This window comes from Methylocapsa aurea (assembly GCF_000746085.1).
Lineage (GTDB): Bacteria > Pseudomonadota > Alphaproteobacteria > Rhizobiales > Beijerinckiaceae > Methylocapsa > Methylocapsa aurea.
The window spans coordinates 176,151-200,260 of the sequence record NZ_JQKO01000005.1 but is presented as its reverse complement, the minus strand read 5'-3'; the positions used below and the strand labels follow the sequence as shown (position 1 = coordinate 200,260).

The 24,110-nt window shown below is 63.8% G+C and carries 17 protein-coding genes; 9 read left to right on the top strand and 8 right to left on the bottom strand.

The window, feature by feature from the left end; all coding sequences use genetic code 11:
- Positions 1-153 precede the first annotated feature (153 nt).
- Both ftsY and recF read right to left on the bottom strand, forming a co-directional pair.
- The gene (ftsY, locus tag DL86_RS05365) at positions 154-1,362 is read right to left on the bottom strand and encodes a signal recognition particle-docking protein FtsY (protein ID WP_051952739.1); all 1,209 of its coding nucleotides are present in this window, start codon (positions 1,360-1,362) and stop codon (positions 154-156) included.
- 145 nt (positions 1,363-1,507) lie between these two features.
- On the bottom strand, positions 1,508-2,698 hold the full coding sequence (gene recF / locus DL86_RS05360) for a DNA replication/repair protein RecF (RefSeq protein ID WP_425348898.1): 1,191 nt from the start codon (positions 2,696-2,698) through the stop codon (positions 1,508-1,510).
- 353 nt (positions 2,699-3,051) lie between these two features.
- Here recF and DL86_RS05355 point away from each other — a divergent pair, with 353 nt between their 5' ends.
- Together DL86_RS05355 and DL86_RS05350 are read left to right on the top strand one after the other, a co-directional pair.
- The gene (locus DL86_RS05355; protein WP_051952738.1) at positions 3,052-3,513 is read left to right on the top strand and encodes a GNAT family N-acetyltransferase; all 462 of its coding nucleotides are present in this window, start codon (positions 3,052-3,054) and stop codon (positions 3,511-3,513) included.
- Between the two features lie 67 nt (positions 3,514-3,580).
- On the top strand, positions 3,581-3,931 hold the full coding sequence (locus DL86_RS05350) for a hypothetical protein (RefSeq protein ID WP_036258995.1): 351 nt from the start codon (positions 3,581-3,583) through the stop codon (positions 3,929-3,931).
- A gap of 178 nt (positions 3,932-4,109) precedes the next feature.
- Here DL86_RS05350 and DL86_RS05345 read toward each other — a convergent pair whose 3' ends face one another.
- On the bottom strand, positions 4,110-5,939 hold the full coding sequence (locus DL86_RS05345; RefSeq protein ID WP_051952736.1) for an ABC transporter transmembrane domain-containing protein: 1,830 nt from the start codon (positions 5,937-5,939) through the stop codon (positions 4,110-4,112).
- A gap of 102 nt (positions 5,940-6,041) precedes the next feature.
- Entirely contained in the window at positions 6,042-7,337 is a 1,296-nt protein-coding gene (locus DL86_RS05340) for an aspartate aminotransferase type Ic (protein WP_036258992.1), read from the bottom strand.
- Positions 7,338-7,597: 260 nt separating this feature from the next.
- On the opposite strand from DL86_RS05340, the gene hpnA reads away from it, so the two are divergent.
- Genes hpnA through DL86_RS05310 form a run of 6 tightly spaced genes read left to right on the top strand, consistent with a single transcriptional unit; the run spans position 7,598 to position 14,329 of the window.
- The gene (hpnA, locus tag DL86_RS05335; protein ID WP_036258988.1) at positions 7,598-8,584 is read left to right on the top strand and encodes a hopanoid-associated sugar epimerase; all 987 of its coding nucleotides are present in this window, start codon (positions 7,598-7,600) and stop codon (positions 8,582-8,584) included.
- Entirely contained in the window at positions 8,581-9,453 is an 873-nt protein-coding gene (hpnC, locus tag DL86_RS05330; RefSeq protein WP_036258985.1) for a squalene synthase HpnC, read from the top strand. Before hpnA ends, hpnC begins: the two co-directional genes overlap by 4 nt.
- The gene (gene hpnD, locus DL86_RS05325; protein ID WP_036258982.1) at positions 9,450-10,295 is read left to right on the top strand and encodes a presqualene diphosphate synthase HpnD; all 846 of its coding nucleotides are present in this window, start codon (positions 9,450-9,452) and stop codon (positions 10,293-10,295) included. The genes hpnC and hpnD overlap by 4 nt, the downstream gene beginning before the upstream one ends.
- Entirely contained in the window at positions 10,295-11,542 is a 1,248-nt protein-coding gene (gene hpnE, locus DL86_RS05320; RefSeq protein ID WP_036258979.1) for a hydroxysqualene dehydroxylase HpnE, read from the top strand. Before hpnD ends, hpnE begins: the two co-directional genes overlap by 1 nt.
- Positions 11,543-11,594: 52 nt before the next feature.
- On the top strand, positions 11,595-13,598 hold the full coding sequence (gene shc / locus DL86_RS05315) for a squalene--hopene cyclase (RefSeq protein WP_036258976.1): 2,004 nt from the start codon (positions 11,595-11,597) through the stop codon (positions 13,596-13,598).
- Between the two features lie 5 nt (positions 13,599-13,603).
- Positions 13,604-14,329, top strand: coding sequence for a phosphorylase family protein (locus DL86_RS05310; RefSeq protein WP_051952735.1), 726 nt, complete (start codon positions 13,604-13,606; stop codon positions 14,327-14,329).
- Here the strand turns inward: DL86_RS05310 and hpnH are convergent.
- Complete coding sequence (gene hpnH / locus DL86_RS05305) at positions 14,219-15,367, bottom strand: adenosyl-hopene transferase HpnH (RefSeq protein ID WP_036258974.1); 1,149 nt, start codon at positions 15,365-15,367, stop codon at positions 14,219-14,221. The two genes, DL86_RS05310 and hpnH, sit on opposite strands and share 111 nt — an antisense overlap.
- A gap of 147 nt (positions 15,368-15,514) precedes the next feature.
- Positions 15,515-16,447: a 4-hydroxy-3-methylbut-2-enyl diphosphate reductase gene (ispH, locus tag DL86_RS05300; RefSeq protein WP_036258971.1), complete on the bottom strand. Its 933-nt coding sequence runs from the start codon at positions 16,445-16,447 to the stop codon at positions 15,515-15,517.
- A gap of 240 nt (positions 16,448-16,687) precedes the next feature.
- On the opposite strand from ispH, the gene hpnN reads away from it, so the two are divergent.
- Positions 16,688-19,354, top strand: a complete 2,667-nt coding sequence (gene hpnN, locus DL86_RS05295; protein ID WP_084572717.1) for a hopanoid transporter HpnN — start codon at positions 16,688-16,690, stop codon at positions 19,352-19,354.
- A 178-nt stretch (positions 19,355-19,532) separates the two neighbouring features.
- Here the strand turns inward: hpnN and DL86_RS05290 are convergent, their stop codons facing one another.
- Both DL86_RS05290 and DL86_RS05285 read right to left on the bottom strand, forming a co-directional pair.
- Complete coding sequence (locus tag DL86_RS05290; protein WP_036258964.1) at positions 19,533-20,078, bottom strand: hypothetical protein; 546 nt, start codon at positions 20,076-20,078, stop codon at positions 19,533-19,535.
- Positions 20,079-20,256: 178 nt separating this feature from the next.
- A complete protein-coding gene (locus tag DL86_RS05285; protein WP_036258961.1) occupies positions 20,257-23,772 on the bottom strand; it encodes a helicase-related protein in 3,516 nt (1,171 codons plus the stop codon).
- Positions 23,773-24,110: the final 338 nt, after the last annotated feature.

Here is a 24,110-nt window from a genome sequence, read left to right as displayed (position 1 = left end):
TCGTTTCGTTCCATCAAAGGCGGGTCGCTTTGTGGCGACCGAGCCCGCGCACTCCAAAAGGCAATCGCCGTCCTGACGGAAAATAATGCCAAGTCGGCGAACCGCGCAGGATCGCTTCGGCTTTGCAATGCGATCGCGCTGCGAGCGGCTTTTCTAGCCATCCAGCCCCGCAATGGCCCGGGCGAAATCGCGGGCCGTAAAAGCTTCGAGGTCTTCGGCGGTTTCGCCAACGCCGATGTAATGAATCGGAAGCTCGAATTTGTCGGTGATCGCAACGAGGATTCCCCCGCGCGCGGTTCCGTCGAGCTTGGTCATGACAAGGCCCGTCACCCCGGCGACTTTGCCGAAAATCTCGACCTGACTCAGGGCGTTCTGGCCGACGGTCGCATCGAGGACGAGAAGCACGGCATGCGGCGCGCGGGGATCGACCTTTTTCATGACGCGAATGATTTTCTCGAGCTCGGCCATGAGCTCGGTCCGGTTTTGCAGGCGCCCGGCGGTATCCATGAGGACGACATCGTCGCCGCGCTCCTGCGCGGCCTTGATCGCATCGAAGGCGAGAGCCGAGGCGTCGGCTCCCTGTTCGCGCGAAATGACCGGACATCCAAGGCGGGCGCCCCAGATCAGCAATTGCTCGATTGCGGCGGCGCGAAAGGTGTCGCCGGCGGCGAGCAGAACCTTGCGGCCTTCGGCGGTAAATTGCGCCGCGATCTTGCCGATGGTTGTCGTCTTGCCCGATCCGTTCACGCCGACCACGAGAATGATGTAAGGCTTTGTTGCGGGATCGAGCTCTAGCGGCTTGGCGTAAGGGGCCAGCACGCGCTCGACTTCGGCGGCAAGGATCGCCTTTACTTCCTCGACCTCGACATTCTTATCGTAGCGGCCCTTGCCGACGATTTTCGCGATCCGCGCCGCGGTTGCGACGCCGAGATCGGCCCGGATCAGCACATCTTCCAGATCGTCGAGCATGGACTCGTCGAGCTTGCGCTTGGTGAATATGGCGATCAGGCCGCTTCCGATCGAATTGGAGGAGCGCGCCAGACCCTCGCGCAATCTTGCCCACCAGCCGCGCCGCGGCGGCGGCTCGGACGACTTGGCCGCAGCCGGCTCGAAAAATTCGGCAGGCTCCAAAGCTTCGGCTGGCGCGGGCGCGGCGTTGGCGACCGGCGGCTCCAAGGCTTCCTCCGGCCAAGAGTCAGCCTCCAAGAAAGGCTCGGCCTCTAGGATCTGCGCCGGCGCGAGTTCCTCGGGCAAGGGCTCCGGCGCGGCGGCGGGGGCTTCCTTGCGCCCGAAAACGCGGGCGAACAGGCCCGGTTTCGGCTTGGCCGCGGCGGCGCTGGCGTCCTTGTCTTGTTGTGCCATTTAATGCGATTCGCTTCCTGGTTCGTGCGGAATCATTGATCTCTGGACGGCGGCGGCGGAGCCTCTTTTGGTCAGTATATAAGATCGCAAGTCCGATTGTGAGCGATTTCAGCGGGAGCGCGGGGCGCCGCCCTGGCCGTTTCCTTCATGCGAAGGCGGCGACGCGCCCGGGCGTCACTGTCAGCATTTGCGCCCGCGCCTTGATCGCGGCGAAAGTCGCGGGATCGGCGCCGGTCAGCCAGATTTGCCCGCCCAAGGTCTCGAGGCCATCATAAAGGGCCGCGCGGCGAACTGGGTCGAAATGGGCTGCGATTTCGTCGAGCAGGACGAGCGGGGCGATCCCGCTCATTGCCTTGACGAGGCGGGCATGGGCCAGAACCAGGCCGACGAGAAGCGCCTTTTGCTCGCCGGTCGAAGCCTGCGCCGCCTCGGCCTGTTTGGGACCGTGCTTCACAAGCAGGTCGCTGGCCTGCGGTCCGATCAGGGTGCGCCCGGCCGCTGCATCGCGCGCCCGGTTGTCGCGCAAAAGCCCGCGATAAATATCCTCGGCCTCAAGAGCCGAGCGCTCCTCGACCAAATGCTCGACCTCGCCTTGAAGCTTCAGTTCGGCCCAGGGGAAAAGAGCATCCGAGCGGGCGGCGAGAATGAGAGCGGAGAGATGCGAGACGGTCTCGAGGCGCGCGGCGGAGACGGCGATGGCGAGCTCGGCGATTTCCCGCTCGATCGCGTCGAGCCAGATCCTGTCGCCATGGCTGGAGCCGTCCGCAAGCAGGCGGTTGCGGCCGCGCAGGGCCCGCTCGAGCGCATTGACCCTTGCGCCATGATCGGCGTCGATCGAGAGCACAAGACGGTCGAGGAATCGCCGCCGCTCCCCCGCCGCTCCGGCGAAGAGTCCATCCATCGCCGGCGTCAGCCAAACCACGCGGATATGGTCGCTAAAGAGGCGGATGGAGCTGACCGGCTCGCGATTGATCCGATATTTGCGCAGCGGCGGCGCATTTCTTGGCGGCTCTATGCCGGTTCCGAGCTGAACGGCGCCGCAAGGCGTTTCGAGTTCGACCGAAACCGCGAAGCCGCCGCCTCCGGTCTGGCGCGTGCAATCGCTCAATTCCGCCCGCCGCAGGCCCCTCCCCGGCGCGAGCAGCGACAAGGCTTCAAGCAGATTGGTCTTGCCGGCGCCATTGTCGCCGCTGAGGACGACGAGGGAGGCGGAAATGTCGAGATCGAGCGCGGCATAGGAGCGAAAATCGGCAAGCGTGACGCGCCGCACGCCGGCGGCCGGGATGCGCCGGCGGGCGATCGGGTCAACTTGCTCCATTCCGACCTGAAGGGGCATCTGGCGACGTTTTCCGAGTGGATCCGTTCGATCTGGCCGATGCGGGTTCGGTGAGATGCGTCAAGCGGAGGATCCGGAAATGCCGATCTCGCATATGCGCCGAAGGGAGCGCTTCGTGGACAAGATCATGCGCTAAAACAACCAGATAAGGAAGGAGATCGATTTCCGCTTGGCGCTATCGGATTCAGACGGCTGGAGCATGTTTTTATGACACATCGGATATAGCCGATGTCTAAATATCGAAAAGAGTCGGTTCAGCTTTTTCCAGAACAGGCTCTAAATCGATCCATGCCAGCGCGCAAGGCGCGTCACAGCGCCAGCCATGGCGCGCCTTATATGCTATGCTTGCAAATATGTTCCGCGCCATCGCCATACGCGACTCCCAAGACGAGGACTTGCCGCGCCTGGCCGATCTTTGGGTCGCAAGCTGGCGCGAGGCGATGCCGGAGATCGATTTTTCGGCCCGGCGGCCATGGTTTTGCGCTCATATGCAAGCGCTCAAGGCGTCCGGGGCGGCAATTTTTTGCGCTTATGATGGCGCGAACCGGCTGATCGGCTTCGCAACGCTCGACCCGGTGAGCGGCTATCTCGACCAGATCGCCGTGGCGCCCGATGCGAAAGGAAGCGGCGCGGCGATGCTGCTTTTAAACGAGGCGCGGCGGCGCGCGCCAATCGGGCTCGAATTGGACGTCAACCAGGACAATGGGCGGGCGGTCCGGTTCTACGAGCGCGAAGGATTTGAAAAATGCGCGGAGGGCGTCAATCCGCGTTCCGGCCTGAAAACCTGGCGCCTCCGGTGGACAAAAGGCGCTTGAGTAATTTTATGGACTACGCCATTGACAAGCTGACGATTCGGCGGTTGCGTCACTGAGATTTCGCGAATTGCCGCTATCTGATGTTCAACTTGCCGCCCGCGCGATTCGGGCGCAATGGGTCGAGGTCGCTCACATGCAGCAGCAATTGGTCATCGTCCAAGCCCTTGGCGGAAAGCCAATGAAAAGGGTCTTGATGACGACCTCTGAAAGAGGCGTTCATGTCGCCGATCCCGGTCTGCTCGAGGAGATCAAAACCGGCATCCATGCGCCTGTCGCCGTCCTGCCGGAGCAAGTCTTCAATTTCGACGAGCTGATTTTCGATGAGCTCCTGGTCCAATGGAGGTCATTGAAACAGACCAATGCGGAGACCTGGGCGAAGCTCGGCAATTTTCAATCCATGTATGATTCGGTGGATTGATTTCCAGCTGTTCCCGGGGCGCGCCTTAGCGCATGTTCCAACAAAGCTGATTGGCTTTTTTTCGATATTGAGACATCGGATATATCCGATGTCTCATAAGAACATGCTCCAACTCTTCGAATCTGAGTGGTTCCCGTTCGATCAAATGAGTCCATCCGATGGGGAGGCGCTCCGGCGCTCACTCGGCCGCTGCGCTCTCTCCGTTCTTGAGCGCCGCGGCGCCGGTTTCGAATTGAAGCTTGGCGAGGCGCGCATAGAGGCCGTCCTTGGCGACCAGGGTCGCATGCACGCCCTCCTCAACCAATTGGCCATTCTCCAGAACCAGAATGCGGTCGGCGTTGAGAACGGTCGCGAGGCGATGCGCGATGACCAGCGTCGTGCGCTCCGACATCACCTTTTCGAGCGCTGTCTGGACCAGGACCTCGTTTTCGGAATCGAGCGCGGAGGTGGCTTCGTCGAGAAGCAGCACCGGCGCCTCCTGCAAGATCGCCCGAGCGATGGCGATCCGCTGGCGCTGGCCGCCCGACAGGGTGACCCCGCGTTCGCCAGCGCGGGTCGCATAGCCCTCGGGCAGGGCGCGGATAAAATCGTCGGCGGCGGCGCGCCGGGCGGCGTCGCGCACGGCCTCGTCGCTGGCCTCCGGCGCGCCATAGCGGATATTGTCGGCGATCGAGGCGCTGAAGATTACCGGATCCTGCGGCACGCTTTTGATCCGCCGCCGCAACTCGGCCGGATCGGCGGTCTTGATGTCGACGCCATCGAGCAGGATGCGGCCCGAAGTCGGGTCATAGAACCGGGAAAGAAGCTGGAACAAAGTCGTCTTGCCGGCGCCTGAGGGGCCGACGATGGCGACGGTTTCGCCCGCCGCGATCTTGAACGAGAGATCGTGCAAAGCGGCGTCCGAAGGCCGGGTCGGATAGGAAAAATCGACATGTTCGAAGCGGATGTCGCCCCGGCTCGGCGAGGGCAGGATGGCCGCCGGAACAGGCGCTTGGATGGTCGGCTGGACGGCGAGAATTTCGGCGATGCGTCCGGCGGAGCCCGAGGCCGAGGATATTTCACCCCAGACCTGGCTCAATTCGCTGAGCGCGCTCGCGCCTAAAATGGCGTAGAGCAGAAACTGCGACAATAGGCCGCCCGTCATGCGATCGGCGAGGACGTCCTGCGCGCCAAACCACAGGACGCCGACGATGCTGGCGAAAATCAGGAAGATCGCCACGAAGGAGAGGCTGGCTCTGGCGGCGGCGGCATTGCGCGCGGCCCGATAGGCTTCTTCGACGGCAGCGCCGAAGCGCTGGCTGGTCGCCGGTTCCGCGCCATAGGCCTGCATCACCCGGACCGCGGCGAGATTTTCGCCGGCATAGGCGCTCGCCTCGGCGAGCGTGTCCTGCGCCTTGCGGGACCGCTTGCGCACGGAGCGCCCCGAGGCGACGAGCGGCAGGACGATGACCGGAATGGCGATCAGCACCACCGCCGAAAGCTTCGGGCTCGAATAGACCATCAGCGCGATCGATCCGAGGAAGAGGAAAAAATTGCGCAGGGCCAAGGCCGCGGTCGCGCCGAAGGCGGTTTTCATCTGCGTGGTGTCGGCGGTGAGCCTCGAAAGAAGCTCGCCGGTCTGCGCGGTGTCGTAGAAGCCGGCGTCAAGACGGCAAAGATGCTTGAAAACATCCGTCCGGAGATCGGCGACGAAGCGTTCTCCGAGCGTCGTCACGAAATAATAACGGGATCCGGAGGCGAGCGCGAGAATGCCGGCGACGCCGATCAGCGCGAAGAAATAGGTATTGATCACGCCGGCGCTGTCGACGGAAAAGCCGAAATCGATCATGCGGCGGATTGCGAGAGGCACCGCGAGGGTCGCCGCGGAAGCGACCGTCACGGCAAGCAGGGCGCCGGCGATTCGCGCCTTGTAGCGCAGCACGTAAGGCAGCAGCGGCAATAGCGCGCGGGGCGAGGGCTTTTGCGAGGATTTCGTGGAAAGGCCGGGAGGGGAGACAGGTTTGATCATTGGTCGACTATAGCAAGATCTTTGATCGTAAGCAGAGCTTTTCAGCGGCGCGAAAGCCCTGCGGCGAGGATTTGGCGACGCAATGAACGCGCTGCGGGGCGTTCATTGCGTTCCGAGCGCGCCCTCAACAGGGCAGAGCGCCTCGATCCCCGCCAGCAGAATGCAAAGCGCTATGCCTTCCGAAGCGATGCGAACATCATCGAGGGTTGGAAAGGTTGGCGCAAGCCGCAGCGAACTGTCGTGCGGATCCTGGCCATAAGGCCAAGTCGCGCCCGCCGGCGTCAATGCCAAGCCGGCTTGCTTGGCGAGTTCGACGACGCGCTTGGCGCCGCCCAAGGCCTCGACGGCGATGAAATAGCCGCCCTCCGGCGCGCTCCAGCGGGCGACGCCAAATCCCGCAAGATGGCGCTCCAGCGCCTCCAGAACGGCGGCAAATTTTGGGGCGAGCAAGGCGCGATGCGCGTCCATGTGGCGGCGCAGGCCTTCTTCGTCCCTAAGAAAGCGGACGTGGCGCAACTGGTTCAACTTGTCCGGGCCGATCGTGCGCTTGCCGATCCGGGCGAGGAACCAGGCGACATTGGCTTGCGAGGCGGCGAAAAGGGCGAGCCCGGCTCCCGCCAGCGTGACTTTCGATGTCGAGGCGAAGACGAAGGGGCGGTCCGGGCATCCGGCAAGGGCGCATTCATCGAGAATGTTCAAGATTTGATGCCGGCGCTCCGTCAAATGGTGAACGCTATAGGCGTCGTCCCAGAACAGCCGGAAATCGGCGGCGCCGGCGCGCATGGACGCGAGGCGCCGGATCGTCGCGTCAGAATAGATCTCCCCGGTCGGGTTCGAGTATTTAGGCACGCACCACATGCCTTTCACCGCCGGATCGAGAGCGAGAGCCTCAACCGCGTCCATGTCCGGCCCATGTCCCGTTAATGGGACAGGGAGCATGCGGACGCCGAATTCCTCGCAGATCGCGAAATGCCTGTCGTAGCCTGGCGTCGGGCAGATGAAGGCGGGGGAGGGCTCCTTGGACCAGGGTTGCGCCGAGCCAGGGACGCCTTTCAATAGGGCGAAGACGAGGCAATCATGCATCAGCGCGAGGCTCGAATTGTCGCCGACGACGATGCGGTCCTGCGGCGCTCCGAGCACATGCGAGAACAGCGCCCTCGTTTCGGGCAGGCCCTGCAGGCCGCCGTAATTGCGGGCGTCCTCGCCCGACTGGGTCAAGTAGTCGCCATTGCCGGGCAAGGCGAGCATGCCATTGGCGAGGTCAAGCTGTTCGGGGGAGGGCTTGCCGCGCGTCATATCGAGCTTGAGGCCGCGCGCCCGGAAGGCGTCGTAGTCGGCGCGGACCCGGTCTCGCAATGCTTCGCGTTCCGCGGCGGAGAGATCGGCGATCGCGTTCATAGTGGCCTCGGGTTCGATTTTCTAAACGGGCGTTGGCGGCGCGGCGAAGGCCGAGGGCGGTCGCGCGGCCGGCGGCGCCAACGGGCATATCGCAGGCGCGCTTGCCGATCCAGGCACTTTAGCGCGATCGGCGGCCAGACGGCCAAATCTGCCCACGGCTGGTTGCTGAAACGGCGGGAGAGGTGATATTCCCCATCCGCATACTGGTGTAAAGCGGTTTTGGGATTCCTTTAGAGAGGCGCGGCGAAGTGGCGGGCGACATGGTTCTGGTCACGGGAGCCTCGGGCTTCGTCGGCTCCGCCGTGGCGCATGCCCTGGTCCAGTCCGGCTATCGCGTGCGAGCGCTGCTGCGTCCGGCCAGCAATCGAGCCAATCTCGCCAATCTCGATGTTGAAGTCGCCGAGGGCGACATGTGCGAGCCTGCGTCCATCGCGCGGGCGATGGACGGCGCGCGCTATCTGCTCCATGTCGCCGCCGACTATCGGCTCTGGGCCCGCGATCCGCGCGAGATCATGCGGACCAATCGCGATGGAACGCTAAACCTCATGCAAGCCGCCCTTAAGGCGGGGGTCGAGCGCATCGTTTATACGAGCAGCGTCGCGACCATCGCCTGCGCCGCCGATGGCGGGGCCTCCGACGAGACCGCGCGCCTTGACGAATCGGAGGCGATCGGCGCCTATAAGAAAAGTAAGGTTGTCGCCGAAAGGGTTGTGGAAACAATGATCGCGCGCGAGGGTTTGCCCGCCGTCATCGTCCATCCGTCAACGCCGATCGGTCCGCGCGACATCAAGCCGACGCCGACCGGGCGGATCATCGTCGAGGCGGCATTGGGCCGCGTCCCCGGTTTTGTCGATACCGGCCTCAATCTCGTGCATGTCGACGATGTCGCCAGCGGCCATCTCGCGGCGCTGTGGCGCGGCAAGATCGGCGAGCATTATATTCTTGGCGGTCAGGACGCCCCGCTTGCCGCCATGCTTGGCGACATCGCCAGGCTCACCGGCCGCAAACCGCCGCGATTTCGGATTCCGCGCCGGCTGGTCTATCCCCTGGCTTTCGCGGCCGAGGCGAGCGCCCATGTCACCGGGCGCGAGCCTTTCGTGACCATCGATGGATTGCGGATGTCAAAACATCACATGTTCTTTTCATCCGCCAAGGCCGAACGCGACCTCGGCTACAAGGCGAGGCCCTATCTCGAGGCGCTCGCCGAAGCTTTGGCGTGGTTCCGGCAAAACGGATATGTGCGATGAGCGCTGTGGCGACGATCGAACCCTCGAAGACGCATACGCAAGAAAACTTCCCCGTCGCCTCAAGGCTCATCGCGCCGAAATATCGCGCCGCGATCCTCGCCTATTACCGCTTCGCCCGCGGGGCCGACGATGTCGTCGACAATAGATCGCTTTCTCCCGACGAAAAGCTGGCCGGCCTCGACGCATTCGAGGCGACGCTGCTGGGGCGCAGCGATCGGATCGAGGCGGCCAAGCCTCTGCGCGCTGTTCTCGAGGCCAAAAAGCTTTCGCCGCGCCACGCGCTGGATCTCTTGCGCGCGTTCAGGATGGACGCGGTCAAGAGCCGCTATGCGACCTGGGCCGAACTGATGGATTATTGCGCCTATTCGGCGGCGCCGGTCGGACGTTTCGTTCTCGACGTGCATGGCGAGAGCGAGGCGACTTGGCCCGCATCGGACGCTTTGTGTTCGGCGCTGCAGGTCATTAACCATCTGCAAGATTGCGCCGCCGACTACCGCAATCTCGATCGCGTTTATGTTCCGCAAGAGACCCTCGCCGCGCATGGCGCCGATGTCGATGCGCTCGGGGCGCAAAGAGCTTCGCCGGCCTTGCGCGCCGCGCTCAAGGATCTGGCGATGAGGAACGCAGCCTTGGTCGACATGGGGGCTGGACTGCCGCCTCTGGTTCAGGATTTTCGCCTGCGTCTCGAGACGGCGGCAATCGCCCGGCTCGCGCAAAAACTCAATGCGCTTCTGCTCGAGCGCGATCCCTTGAGCGAGAAGGTGCATCTGAGCAAGCCCGGCTTCATCGCCTATTCCTGCGCCGGGATCTTGTCCTGCCTCGCGGGTTTTGCGCGTCAGCCGGCGCCGACGCCGGTCGGTGGCGCATGAACGGCGCCGCCTCGGAGTCGGTCGACGCCGATGCCGCCGCCCATTCGCGCGGCAGTTCGTTCTACGCGGCGATGCGCATTCTGCCCCGCCCGCGCCGGGAGGCGATGTTCGAAATCTATTCGTTCTGCCGCTTCGTCGACGATATCGCCGACGAAGGCGGCCCGCGTCCGGAGCGCCTCGCGGCCTTGGCCAAATGGCGCAGCGATATTGACGCCCTTTACGCCGGCGATGCGCCGCCTGCGCGCCTGCGCGGCATCCTGACGGCGATCGAGAGCTTTGACCTGCGGCGCGAGGATTTCATCGCCATCATCGACGGCATGGAGATGGATGTCGAGGCCGATATTCAGGCGCCCGATTGGGTGCGCCTCGACCTTTATTGCGACCGCGTCGCCAGCGCGGTGGGGCGCCTTTCGGTGCGCATCTTCGGGGTTCCGCCGCAGGAGGGTCCCGGCCTTGCCCATCATCTGGGCCGCGCTTTCCAGCTCACCAATATTTTGCGCGATCTCGATGAGGACGCCGCGATTGGGCGGCTCTATCTGCCGCGCGAGGCCCTGATCGACGCAGGAATTTTCGAGACCGATCCGCAAGCGGTTCTGGCGCATCCCGCGCTTGGCGCAGCCTGCGCTCCGGTCATCGCGCGCGCGCAATATCATTTCGACGAGGCGCGGGCGATCATGGCGCGCTGTCCGCGCCAAAGCGTGCGGGCGCCTCGGATCATGGCGGAGGTCTATCAGCCTATTCTCGCCGATTTGAGCGAAACCCGGTTCGCCCCGCCGCGCGCAAGAATCCGCACATCGAAACGGCGCGTCCTGCTGGCGGTCCTGCGCTACGGCCTCATTTGATGGCAAAGCCTGTCGTTCATATTATAGGGGCGGGCCTCGCGGGGCTCGCCGCGGCGGTGAGGCTTGCCGGGGAGCCTTGCGAAATCGTGCTGTATGAGGCGGCGCGTCAGGCGGGCGGGCGCTGCCGGTCCTATTTCGATGCGACGCTCGGCATGGTGATCGACAATGGCAATCACTTGCTTCTGTCGGGCAATCGCGCCGCGCTGGATTTCCTCGCTACGATCGGAGGCGCCGATAGGTTGTCCGGTCCGGCGCAGGCCGATTTTTCCTTTGTCGATCTCGCCACTAAAGAGCGCTGGCGGGTGCGCCCGAACGCCGGACCGATTCCGTGGTGGATCTTTGTCGAGGGCAGGGGGCCGCCCGGCGCGAACTGGCGCGATTATCTGGCGCTGCTCGCTTTGCTTCTGCCCGGAAAGGACCGGCCCATCGGCGCGGTGATGGCTTGCGAGGGCGCGCTTTACGAGCGGCTGTGGCGCCCGTTTCTGCTCGCCGCGCTGAACATCGAGCCAAGCGAGGGCTCCTCCCATCTCGCGGCGGCCATCGTGCGGGAAACCTTGGCGAAGGGCGGCGGGGCTTGCCGTCCGCTCGTCGCGCATGGCCTCTCAGCGGCCTTCATCGAGCCGGCCATCGCCCATCTCACGCGAATCGGCGCGGACATTCGTCTCGATCATCGGCTGCGCGGATTCGAGTTTTCTGGAAATCGCATCGCCGGGCTGGACTTTGGCGATGCGCGGGCGGCGCTCGGCGCAGCGGACAAAGTCGTTCTCGCGGCGCCGGCGCCGGTCGCGCAGGATCTCGCGCCGAACCTGCAGGCGCCGCAATCCTTCCGGGCCATCGTGAACGCCCATTTCAAGATCGCGCCGCCAAAGGATGTCCCCGCCATTCTCGGCGTCGTGAACGGGACGATCGAATGGGTGTTTTCCTTCGAAGATCGCCTCTCGGTCACGATCAGCGGCGCCGACCGGCTTCTCGATGTCGCGCGCGAAGAGCTCGCCGCGACGATCTGGGCGGAGGTCGCGGAGGCGACGCAGCTTGAAAAGCCGCTGCCTCCGTGGCAAATCATCAAGGAGAAACGGGCGACATTCGCCGCGACGCCGGAAGAAAACGCGCGCCGCCCTGGCGCGCGAACCGCCTATGCCAATCTCGCGCTTGCCGGCGATTGGACGGCGACCGGCCTGCCGGCGACGATCGAAGGCGCGATTCGCTCCGGCAATCGCGCGGCTGACGCGATCATGCAAATGAAATGAATATTCACGCACTGAACGAAGAGGCGGGGCGGCTGTGGCGGATCGGTTTGCTATGGTGGGCGACGTGAGCGCAGCGGAGGCGTCCGCCGCGCTGGAACCCTCGCTCGCGGAGATCGAAACGGCGCTCGCCCGCGCGCGCGCGGCGCTTCTCGCCGAGCAACGGCCGGATGGGCATTTCGTCTTCGAATTGGAGGCCGATGTCTCGATCCCGGCCGAGTATATCCTTTTCCGGCATTTTTTGGCCGAGCCGATCCCGGACGAGCTCGAAGCCAGGATCGGCGCCTATCTGCGGCGCCGGCAAGCGGGGCATGGCGGCTGGCCGCTCTTCGCCGAGGGCGCGTTCAATATCAGCAGCAGCGTGAAGGCCTATTTCGCCCTAAAAATGATCGGCGATTCGCCCGAGGCGCCGCATATGCGGCGCGCGCGGGAGGCGATTCTGGCGCATGGCGGGGCCGCCTCGACAAATGTCTTCACCCGGTCCTTGCTGGCGCTTTATGGCGCGCTGCCCTGGCGCGGCGTCCCGGTCATGCCAGTCGAAATCATGCATCTGCCGCGCTGGTTTCCCTTCCATCTGACCAAGATTTCCTATTGGGGGCGCACCGTGCTCGCGCCCTTGATGGTCGTGCACGCCTTGAAGCCGAAGGCGCGCAATCCGCGCAAGATCGCGATCGACGAGCTTTTCGTCGCGCCGCTGGAGGAGGTCCGCCATTGGCCGGGCGCGCCGCATCAGAAATTTCCCTGGACCGCTCTTTTCGCCGGGATCGACCAGCTTCTGCGCTGGACCGAGCCCTATTTTCCGACATCCTGGCGCCGAAGCGCAATCGACAAGGCGGTCGCCTTCGTGACCGAACGATTGAACGGCGAGGATGGGCTCGGCGCGATCTATCCGGCGATGGCCTATTCGGCGATGATGTTCGATTCGCTGGGCGCTCCAAGATCGGACCCTAGGATGGTCCAGATTCTGGCCGCGATCGACAGGCTTCTGGTCATCAAGGAAGACGAGGCCTATTGCCAGCCTTGCGTCTCGCCGGTGTGGGACACGGCATTGGCCTGTCACGCGTTGATGGAGGCGGGCGGCGACGAGGTCGCGCCGCGCCTGCGGGCCGCGCTCGACTGGCTTGTCCCGTTGCAGGTCACGGACGTCGCCGGCGATTGGGCGGCGCAGAAGCCCGACGTCCGTCCCGGCGGATGGGCGTTTCAATATGCCAACGCCTATTATCCCGATCTCGACGATACGGCTGTCGTCGCCATGGCGATGGACCGCGCGGCCGGCGGATGGCCGGCGGCGTCCGACCGTGATCACAATGATGTGACTTACAAAGAGGCGATCGCTCGGGCGCGCGAGTGGATCGAAGGCCTGCAGAGCGCCAATGGCGGTTGGGGCGCCTTCGATTCCGACAATGACCGGGAATATCTAAACGCGATTCCCTTCGCCGATCACGGCGCTCTGCTCGATCCGCCGACAGCGGACGTCACTGCGCGCTGCATCTCCATGCTGGGCCAGTTTGGCGAGACGCCGGATCGCAATCCCGCCCTCGCGCGCGCCGTCGGCTATCTCGTCAAGGTTCAGGAAAAGGACGGCAGCTGGTTCGGCCGTTGGGGGATGAATTACATCTATGGGACATGGTCGGTCCTTTGCGCTTTCAACGCTATTAGGCTGGACCCAGGCAGGCAAACGGTGCAAAAAGCTGTCGCCTGGTTGAAAAGCATCCAGAACGTGGATGGCGGCTGGGGCGAAGGCGGTGAAAGCTACGCGATGGATTACGCGGGCTATCGCCCGGCCCCGAGCACCGCCTCGCAGACGGCATGGGCATTGCTTGGACTGATGGCGGCCGGCATCGTTGACGATCCAGCGATTGCGGCGGGCATGCGCTATCTTGCGCGCGCGCAAGCGGGAGACGGGTTTTGGAAAGAAGAGCGATTTACCGCGACAGGCTTTCCACGGGTCTTTTATTTGCGCTATCATGGCTATTCAAAGTTCTTCCCGCTTTGGGCGATGGCGCGCTACCGCAATCTGAAGCGCGGCAATCAGCCTTCGACGCAATTCGGGATATAGCCGGCATGCCGGTGATCGCCGTCACCGGCCTGCGGGCGGAAGCCAAACTTGCGGCCGGGCCGCGAGTCCTCGTTCTGTCGGGCGGCGGCGATGGCGCGACTCTGGCGCGCGCGCTCGAGAAGGCAGCGGCGAACAACGCATCGGCCATTATCAGTTTTGGCGTGGCGGGCGGACTTGCGCCGGGCCTCATTCCGGGATCCTCCCTTGTAGCGCGCTCGATCATCGCGGCTGACGGGGAGCGTTATTACGGCGATCCGGCTTGGTCGCGGCGGCTTTCGGCGGCGCTCGGCGGCGCGCCGATCGTCGACATGGCCGGCGTCGATTCGCCGGTGATCGACCATGCCGCCAAGCGCGCTTTGCATGTCAAGACGGGCGCCTTCGTCGCCGATATGGAGTCGCATATCGCCGCGCGCGTCGCCGCCGCCTATCAGCTTCCCTTCGCGGCGCTCCGCGTCGTTGCCGACCCCGCCGAACGGCGGTTGCCGCATGCCGCTCTGGTCGGCATGCAGTCGGATGGAACTCTCGCCCTGGGGGCAGTGGCGCGCTCGCTCCTACGCGATCCGCGCCAAGTCCCTCAGCTCTTTCAGACGGCGCTCGATGCGCGGGCGGCTTTCGAAGCCCTATTCCGCGGCCGAAAGCTGCTTGCGGGGGCCCTCGGCTTCACCGATTTCCGCGAGCTTATGCTCGACATGCCGGCTGAAGACGTAATCGGCGGGCCTTTGCAGGTCTAGCGGAATGTCCGGCGCCATCGGACCTTGCGTGCGAATGCCCCGCAAGGCCACGCCAAGCGCCTGCAGCGGATGGCTGAACGCGTCCTCGACGGCGGTCGCCTCGAAGCCGCAGTGAACCATGCAGTCGGCGCATTTTTCGTAATTGCCCGTCCCATAGGCGTCCCAGTCGGTTTCTTCCATCAATTCCTTGAAAGACGCCGCATATCCTTCGCCGAGGAGATAGCAGGGGCGTTGCCAGCCGAAAATCGTGCGCGTCGGATTGCCCCAAGGCGTGCAATGATAAGTTCGGTTGCCGGCGAGGAAGTCGAGGAAGAGCGTCGATTGGAAAAAGGGCCAGGCCTTGCCGCCCTTGCCCAGCGCAAAGATTTGCCGGAACAAGTTCTTGGTTTTCTCGCGATTGAGAAAATGCTGCTGATCGGGCGCGCGCTCATAGGCATAGCCCGGCGAAACGGTGATCCCTTCGATGCCGAGGGTCGACGCCGCATCGAAAAAAGCTGCGACCCGGGCAGGCTCGGCGTTGTTGAACAAAGTGCAATTGATGGTGACGCGAAATCCGCGCTGTTTGGCGAGCTTCAGAGCATTGACGGCGCGATCGAAGACGCCGGTCTGGCAGACCGCATCGTCGTGCATCGCCTGATCGCCATCGAGATGGATCGACCAATTGAAATAGCGGCTCGGCTTATAGCGATGGAGATTCTTTTCCAGCAGCAAGGCGTTGGTGCAGACCGTGACGAATTTCCCGCGCGCGATGGCGCCCTCGACGACTTCCGGCAGATCCTTGTGCAGCAAAGGCTCGCCGCCGGCGATCACGACGACGGGCGCGCCGCATTCATCGATCGCGGCGAGGCAATCGGCGAGGGGGAGGCGCTGATTGAGGATTGCATCGGGATAATCGATCTTGCCGCAGCCCGCGCAGGCGAGATTGCAGCGGAATAGGGGCTCGAGCATGAGGACGAGCGGAAAGCGCCGGCGCCCGGCCAGGCGCTGTCGGACCACATAGGCCCCGATCTGAGCCATTTGAAGAAGCGGTATTCCCAATGCCTGACCCCCGAGGTTGACGCTGTTGGCTGGAGCAAATCCCTAAAAGGCCGCGACGCCTTGAAGACATGCTCCAGCGCTGTCTAGACTAACGTTTTGTATGTTGCATTTTTCTTGGTCGCAAAGCCGCCGGGCAAGCGCGGGGCGTCAAACGCGACGATCGACAAGCTCGGCCGGCAGCTTGAATTCGATATTCTCTTCAACCCCCGGCAGCATCGACAATTCGATCGGACCAAGGCCGCGCAGGGCCTCGATGATCTCCTCGACCAGAATTTCCGGCGCCGAGGCTCCCGCGGTGACGCCGACGGCCTTGGCACCCCGCACGATCTCGAGGTCGAGCTCCGACCTGTCGGCGATCAGAAAGGCCGGCACCTTGGCTTCGGCGCCGATTTCGCGCAACCGGTTCGAATTCGAGCTGTTCTTGGCGCCGACGACCAGAATAACGTCGACAAGCCGGCTGAGTTCACGCACGGCGGACTGCCGATTCTGCGTTGCGTAACAAATATCCTTGGTTTCCGGTCCGACAATGTCGCTAAACCGGCGTTTCAAAGCGGCGATGATGCATTTTGTGTCATCGACGCTCAGCGTCGTCTGAGACACATAGGCCAGCGGCGCGTCGCAGGCAAGCCCAAGTCTGTCCACGTCGGCTTCGGATTGGACCAGATAGACCGGACCTGGAATGCGCCCCATCGTTCCTTCGATTTCCGGATGGCCGGCGTGGCCGATCAGAACGACCGTCCGGCCTTGTTGCACGTAACGCTCGCCTTGGCTATGGACCTTGGCGACCAGCGGACAGGTCGCATCGAGCACGGGAAGGCCCAGGGCGGCGGCTTCCTCTTCGACGGAGCGGGCGACGCCATGCGCGCTGAAAATGGTGCGGGCGCCATGAGGAACCTCGGCCAGGGTTTCGACGAATCGAGCGCCTTTTGCCTTGAGGCTCTCGACGACATAGCCATTGTGGACGATCTCATGCCGGACATAAATCGGCGCGCCATATTTTTCGAGCGCCTGTTCAACGATTTCGATCGCGCGGACGACGCCGGCGCAGAAACCGCGCGGTTGAGCCAAGATTACCTTCATGAAATTTGCCTAGCGCCGAACCAAATGAGCCCTTACAAGCAGGCGATACCTTATCTCAACTCCTATTCCAGCTTGTAGCCGCGACAAGGACTTGTCAAACAACTCTCACGTCGAGAGCCGCGGCGCTCCCCAGAATAGTGGAGATCGGTACTTGCCGTGACGTAAGCTTTTCAACCCAATGCGCCAGCTATTCAACAACAAAGCTATAGCTTGGCATTTTTCGATTGGCGATAGCAACGCATGAACATATCACCAGACAGTAAAGTCCAAGATTCTTCGTCCGCGCCGGCGTCTTCAGGGCCAATTTCAAGCTCAATTGTCGCGATAGTGACAATATGCAGGCGATTCAAATGGCTTGTGCTTGCCTTGGCGATAGCAGCGACAATCGCCTCCGCGCAATATGCGAGGACGCATTTCAAGATCAACACGAATACGAACGAATTTATCTCGGCTAAACTGCAGTGGCGGCAAGATCTTGCCGCAATGGACGCAGCCTTCCCGCAGCGTAAGGATCAGATTGTCGTCGTGATCGATGGCGCGACGCCCGAGCTGGCCGAATCAGCCGCGCAGCGGCTGACCGAAAGGCTGGCGACCCGCCCCGACCTTTACGAATCAGTCCTGCGGCCGGAAGGGGGGCCGTTTTTCAATCAGAACGGGCTGTTGTTCATGCCCCTCTCCGACGTTAAGCACACGTCGGAAGAACTGTTTCGCGCCCAGCCCTTCCTGGCCGCACTGGCCTCTGACCCGAGCTTGCGCGGGCTGATGGAGGCGTTTTCCTTCATCAACCGGGGGGTCAAGGCAAAGGCGGGGACCCTTGATGATTTCGATCGGCCGATGGTCGCGCTCGCCGATGCCTTCGATGGTTTGCTGGCGGGGCGGCCGACGTTCTTTTCCTGGCGGACGCTGCTGAGCGCGCAGGCCCCCGATCCGCGCGAATTGCGCCGGTTCATTCAGGTGAAGCCGGTCCTGGATTACGAGGCGCTGAAGCCTGGAGCCATCCCGTCGGACTTCATCCGGCAGAGCGCGGATGAATTCGGCCTCTCTCCCAAGACAGGGGTAACGGTCAGGCTGACGGGGCTTGTGCCGCTCGCCGACGAAGAATTCGCCACCGTCGAGCAAGGCGCTGGCGTCAATGGCGCGGCGACCGCCCTGATCGTGCTTTTCATCATCTGGCGGGCCTTGAAATCGGGCCGCATCGTGTTGGCGGTGGCCTTGAGCGTCGTCGTCGGCCTCGCCATCACGGCCGCGGTCGGGCTCATGATGGTCGGCGCGCTCAATCTGATTTCGGTCGCCTTCGCCGTCTTGTTCGTCGGGATCGGCGTCGATTTCGGCATTCAGTTCAGCGTGCGCTACCGCGCAGAACGCTACAAGGAGCCGGATTTCAACCAGGCATTGCGGCATGCGGCGGCCAAGGCCGGACGGCCTCTGGCGCTCGCGGCGGCGGCGACGGCCGCCGGGTTCTATTCCTTTCTGCCCACCGATTACCGCGGGGTTTCCGAACTTGGCCTCATCGCCGGCACCGGCATGTTCATCGCCTTTTTTTCGGCGATCACGGTTCTGCCCGCCTTGCTGGCCGTGTTGCGCCCTCCCGCGGAACAAGAGACGGTGGGCTATCCATTCCTGGCCCCGGTGGATCAGTTCATGGCCGATCACCGCTATGCAATCGTCATCGGAACCTTGGCCATCGCCTTGGCCGGAACGCCTTTGCTGCGCAACCTCCATTTCGATTTCAATCCGCTGAATTTGCGCAGCAGCAAGGTCGAATCGGTCTCCACCTTGCTCGACCTGATGAAAGATCCGGCGACCGGAACCAATACCATTGACGTCCTGGCCCCATCGCTCGCGGCCGCCGGGCCGCTCGCGGCGCGTCTCAGCCAATTGCCCGAAGTCGCCCGCGTCACAACTTTGCAAACATTCGTTCCGGACGATCAGGACGCAAAGCTCGCGATCATCCGAAAGACGGGCACGGCCCTGGCCTATATTTTCGATCCGCGCCGCGCCCGGCTGGCGCCGAGCGACGCCGAGGATATCGCGGCGATGGAGAAGGCCGCCACCGCCTTCAGCGCGACAGCTGGCGACGGCGTTGGAAAGGGCGCCGACGACGCCCGTCATCTCGCCGCGCTCATGCGTAAAATGGCGGAGGCGCCGCCGCAGCGACGGGAGGCCGCCCGCGCCGCCCTGCTGCCCAGCCTGCATACGATGCTCGATCTCCTTCGCGCCTCATTGGGCGCGCAGAAGGTGACGATCGCCTCGATTCCGCCGAATCTGGCGCGCGATTGGGTGACCCCGGACGGCCGCGCCCGCATTTCTGTCGCGCCGAAAGGCGATGCGAACGATAATGAAACCCTGGTGCGCTTCAGCGAGGCGGTTCAGGCGATCGATCCGCAAGCCACTGGCATGCCGATCGCCATTCAGGAATCGGGCAAGACGGTCGTACACGCCTTCATCATGGCGGGCATTTGGGCTCTGGCCTCGATCAGCATTCTCCTGCTGATTGCCTTGCGCCGGATTTCGGACGTGCTCCTCACCCTCGTGCCTTTGCTGCTCGCGGGAGTCGTAACGCTTGAAATCACTGTCCTGATCGGCTTGCCGCTCAATTTCGCCAATATTATCGCCCTCCCGCTGCTTCTGGGCCTTGGCGTCGCTTTCAAGATCTATTTCGTGATGGCGTGGCGAGCGGGCACGACGAATCTCTTGCAATCGAGCCTCACCCGCGCGGTTTTTTTCAGCGCGCTCACCACCGCGACGGCGTTCGGCAGCCTGTGGCTGTCCAATCATCCGGGCACCTCCAGTATGGGCAAACTGCTGGCCCTATCGCTGGTTTGCACGCTGGCGGCGGCAATCTTGTTTCAGCCGGCGCTGATGGGCCCGCCGCGCAAGATCAATCCCGTGGGCGAGGGGGCGTAAAGTCGCGTACGCCGCGACAGTCAAAAAGGGCAAATCATAGGGGATGCGACGCGATTGGCGCGTCCCCGCTCGGCGGGCCAGCCAAGCGCTCTTTCTGTAAAAGATTGCGGATATTTGCCGGAGCGCCAGCTAAAATAAGGAGATAGAGCGTGTTCCGTCGGCTTGCGACGATCATGCTCTATTGGACGACTCGAAATCGCGGCGCGTTATTGCCTTCTCTCGTGCCGCCGGTGGAGGCGCCGAGAGTATTGAGATCTCTGGTCCCGCCAGTGCCGGCGCCGATCGCGCTGCCCTGGATGCCCCCGGTATTGATGCCGATCGAGATTTGGTCGTTGAGGCCGCCGCTTCCAGCTCCGAGGCCGCGTCCGACGCCCTGCACGCCGCCGGTATCGCTGCCCCAGCTTGTGCCGTTGGCGAGGCCGCCGCTTCCGGCGCCGAAGGCGGTGGCCGAGATGCCGCCCGTCGCGTTCCCCATTCCAAGACCGAGGCCTCCAGTCCCAGCGCCGATATGGCCGGTCCCGCTGATCACCGCCGGCGAACGCGCTCGATTGGCCAGCGGAGGAGCCGTTGTCTGCGATCCAGCGGCGCCTGCTCCCACGCCCAGACCAGTGCCAGCGATGCCGCCGCCTCGATTGATGACGGGGTCGGCGGTTTGGGCCAAGACAAGGGACGGCGAAGCGCAGAGGAGCGCGGCGGCGAGGTGCAGGACCAATCGGTTGCCCATCTGCGGTCTCCAACGCAAAACCGCGCGAATATTCCGCGCATCGCTAAATTACAAGAATATTCTCACCATAGTCCTAACGCGCAATCCCGAAAAGGCGCCAGCTCTTCGAATTGCATCGTGAAAAGAAATCAACGGCGCGGTGTTTGATAATCGCAACAGCGGCAATCACTCTGGGATCTCAGCTATCTGGCCGGTTTTTTTCTTCTAGCCGCGCTTTCAGCACGAGAAGTTTGGCGAAAGGCGAATTGGGATCGGGCGCCCGTTCGCTCGATCTCTTCTCATTGGCTCCGAATTGAGCGCCAGGTCCGTGGCCATGTCCGTGCCGGCGGTCCTCCGCGCCTCGAGAGGGGCCGCCGCCTTCGCGCCGGTCGCGTTGGCCCTCGAAACGCCCTTTGGCCGGGCCGCGGTTTGGCGGGCGTCCGTCCTTATGGCCATTTTGGCGCCCTTCGCTCGAAGCGCCACCGGGCCCGGCGGACCGGGACTCGGCTCCAGCTCGTCCCCGATCGCCGCTTCGCTCCGTGCGACGTCTTTCGCGCGGCGGTCCCGGCTGGGCCGATTGGTCCGGCGCCGCCGCTGCGGCTTCGGCGTCAGCCGCGATCGGCGCATTTTCGCGCCGCTCTGGCTTTTTAGCTGCGCGCGGCTCCGGGCGGCGGGCGTGATGATGCTGCCGATGCGGCCGCCAGACTTCGATCAGCGCCGGCTCGACCGGGTCTGACGCAGCCGCGTCTTCGACCGCGCCGAAATCCGCCACAGCGCCATCCTGCTCGGACTCCGTCGCGGCAACCGAGCTTGCATCCGTGGCCGCTTCGCCCGGGGCATCTGCCGGCGCCGCCGCGTCCGCCGGCTCCGGGGCTTCGCCTTTCGCCTGCGCCATGTCCTCTATCGGCGCGTTCGGCGCGTGCGCCGCTGCGGCCTCGGGTAAGTCCTCCGCTACGGTCGGCGGCGCTTCCTCGGCGCAAGACCCCGGCCTTGCGGCCAGGACATCGCCTAGCAACACTTCGCCAAGCGGGGCTTCTGCTTCCATGCCGGCGGCCTCGATCACGGGCTCTTGGGCGTGGACCTCTACTTGGACCTCTACTTGGACCTCTATTTGGGCGTCAAATTGGGCCTCCGCTTGCGGGGCGCCCTCCGCCGCAAGCTCGCTTGTTTCGACGGGCGGCGACTCGCGCAATGCGAGCGGCTCGGTCGGCGCCATCGGGAGCAAAGGCGTGGTGATGGCGGGGCCTTTGCGCCGCTCGAGGACATAGCCGAGGGAGCGCAGGATCGAGGCGAAACTTTCTCCCGAGCAGCCCGCGAGGGAGGTCATCGCGACCGAGACGACAAAACCGTCAGCGTCGGCGGCGCCGGTCGGCGGATCGCCAGGGGTCACGCCGGGACGGTAGGCCACCGCCGGGCGGATCAGATCGGCGAGGCGCTCGAGAATATCGACGCGCACCGCCCGATCGCCGCAGATCCTGAAGCCGGCGGCGCGATAGAAGCCCTTTTGGACGTCCTTGTCGGCGACGAAAGACGTCCGGCCGGAAGCGGCGAGATGGGGAACGTCGTCGAGGCCCTTGACTTCATCGACGCCGCCGTTTTTCAACGCCCAGAGCTGCGCCGCCAGCGCCCGTGGGGCAGGTTTCACAAGATTTGGCAGATAGAGGTGATAGGCGCCGAAGCGGATCCCGAATTTCCGCAAGGCGGCGCGCGCCTCCTGCGGCAGGTTCTTGACGTCGTCGGCGACGCGGGCGCGCTCGAGAATGCCGAGCGATTCGGCGACATGGAACGCGATTCCCCGAGCGATTCCCTCGAGTCCCTCGCCGGTTTCGAGATCCTTGAGCGGACCGAGGAGCTTCTTGACATGCTGGGCGAGCCAAAGATCGAGGCGACGCTGCACCATTTCCAGCATAGGGCCCGACAATTGCTCATCGGCCAGGACGCAAACGCGGGGCTCCAGCACATGCGCGCCGGGAGCGATCTTGCCGACAGGTTCGCCGAGCCAGCGGATGATTCCGTCGTTGGCGAGAACGAAAGCTTCGTCGACCGCCTCGTGGACTCTGGTCGCGCGGCCCTCGATTTCGCTCGCCAGGGCCTTTTGCGCGGCGGCGTTGAGGGCCTTGGCGGCTTCGCCCAAGGCCAGTGGATCAGCCGTGAAGCGAAATCCGTTCAGTTGGCCGACGTGCTGGCCCTCGACCATCACGTCGCCGCTCGTGGTGACTTCCGCTTCCAACATGGCGTTCTCTCTCAAGCGGCGCATGAGAACGCTCGTCCTCCGGTCGACGAACCTTTGGGCGAGACGTTCATGCAAGGCGTCCGATAATGTGTCCTCTACCTGACGCGTGACGCCCTGCCAATGCTCTGGATCAAGGAGCCAGTCGGAACGGTTGGCGATAAATGTCCAAGTCCGCACCTGCGCGATCCGCGCGGAAAGGGCGTCGAGGTCGCCATCGACGCGGTCGAGGGCCCCGACATGGCGCGCCAGCCAATCGTTCGGAATATGGCCCGCGCGCACGACAAATCCAAAGACCGACAAGACAAGGTCCGCATGCGCGGTGGGCGAGAGCTTACGATAATCCGGAATTTGGCAACATTCCCAGAGCCGCGCTATATCGGCGCGGGTCTTCGCCTCCCGCACGACTTTTTCATCGCGCGACGCGATGTCGAGAACCATTTGGTCCTCGGCGAGCGGAGCGCGGGTCAGCCCCGGCTCCTTCGGCGAAACGTCAAGCGAGGCGATGAGATCCCTCAGGGAGGAAAAATCGAGATCGGCGTTGCGCCATTGCAACATCCGCACGCTCTCGAACCGATGCTCCTCCAATGCTTCGACCAGTTCCGCGTCGAAGGGCAGACACCGTCCGGTGGTGCCAAATGTGCCGTCGCGAAGATGGCGCCCCGCACGGCCGGCGATCTGGCCGAATTCCGCCGGATGCAGGCGGCGGTGCTGCCAGCCGTCATATTTCCGGTCGGCCGCGAAGGCGATATGGTCGACGTCGAGATTGAGGCCCATGCCGATCGCGTCGGTCGCGATGATGTAATCCACATCGCCGTTCTGGAACATCTCGACCTGGGCGTTGCGGGTGCGCGGCGAGAGCGCCCCCAGCACGACGGCGGCGCCGCCCCGCTGGCGGCGAATCCATTCGGCGATCGCGTAGACCTCTTCGGCGGAAAAGGCGACGATGGCGCTGCGGCGCGGCAGCCGGGTCATTTTCTTGTCGCCGGCGAAACTGAGCTTGGACAGGCGCGGCCGGGTGAGAATTCTTGCGCCGGGCAGCAGCTCCTGCAGGGGACGCTGCATCGTGGCGGCGCCGATGAGGAGGGTCTCCTCGCGCCCGCGCCGATTCAGGATGCGGTTGGTGAAGACGTGGCCGCGATCGAGATCGGCGGCGAGCTGAATTTCATCGACGGCCACGAAGGCGAGGTCGAGGTCGCGCGGCATGGCCTCGACCGTCGAGATCCAATACCGGGGCGCCTTGGGCTTGATTTTCTCTTCGCCGGTGACGAGCGCGACCGCAGCCGCGCCGACCTTCTCCACGGCGCGGTTATAGACCTCGCGCGCAAGAAGCCGCAGCGGCAGGCCGATCATTCCGCTCGAATGGGAGAGCATTCGCTCGATTGCGTAATGCGTCTTGCCGGTATTGGTTGGCCCGAGCAGGAGGCTGACGCCCCTGGCGCGCTGATGCGGATGCGGTTTGGCGGCCGGAAAAGAAATGTTCATTGGTTAATCGGCGAAGGAGCAAAAGCGCGGGGGTCTTGTCGCGGGAAGCCAAGTCGCGGGATCCGAGTCGCGGGCGATGGCCGATCTCCCTTAAATATCTTGCAGCCGCGCATTTTCGAGTGGGGCCGCATGGCGCCCGTCAGAGCCGCTGGCGTGAACGGCGCGCGTTGCGCCGGGCCGCCGACCCTGGCCCTTATGTACCACAATGGCGCGGTCCCGCGCACGGATCTTTACCTTCCGAACGGGAGACGAACGAATCGCATCCGAATCGCCGACGCGCGCGGAATGCTTGTTTGTTCACCCCAATATATTGATGGCAGCGAACAATTGCGACCAGT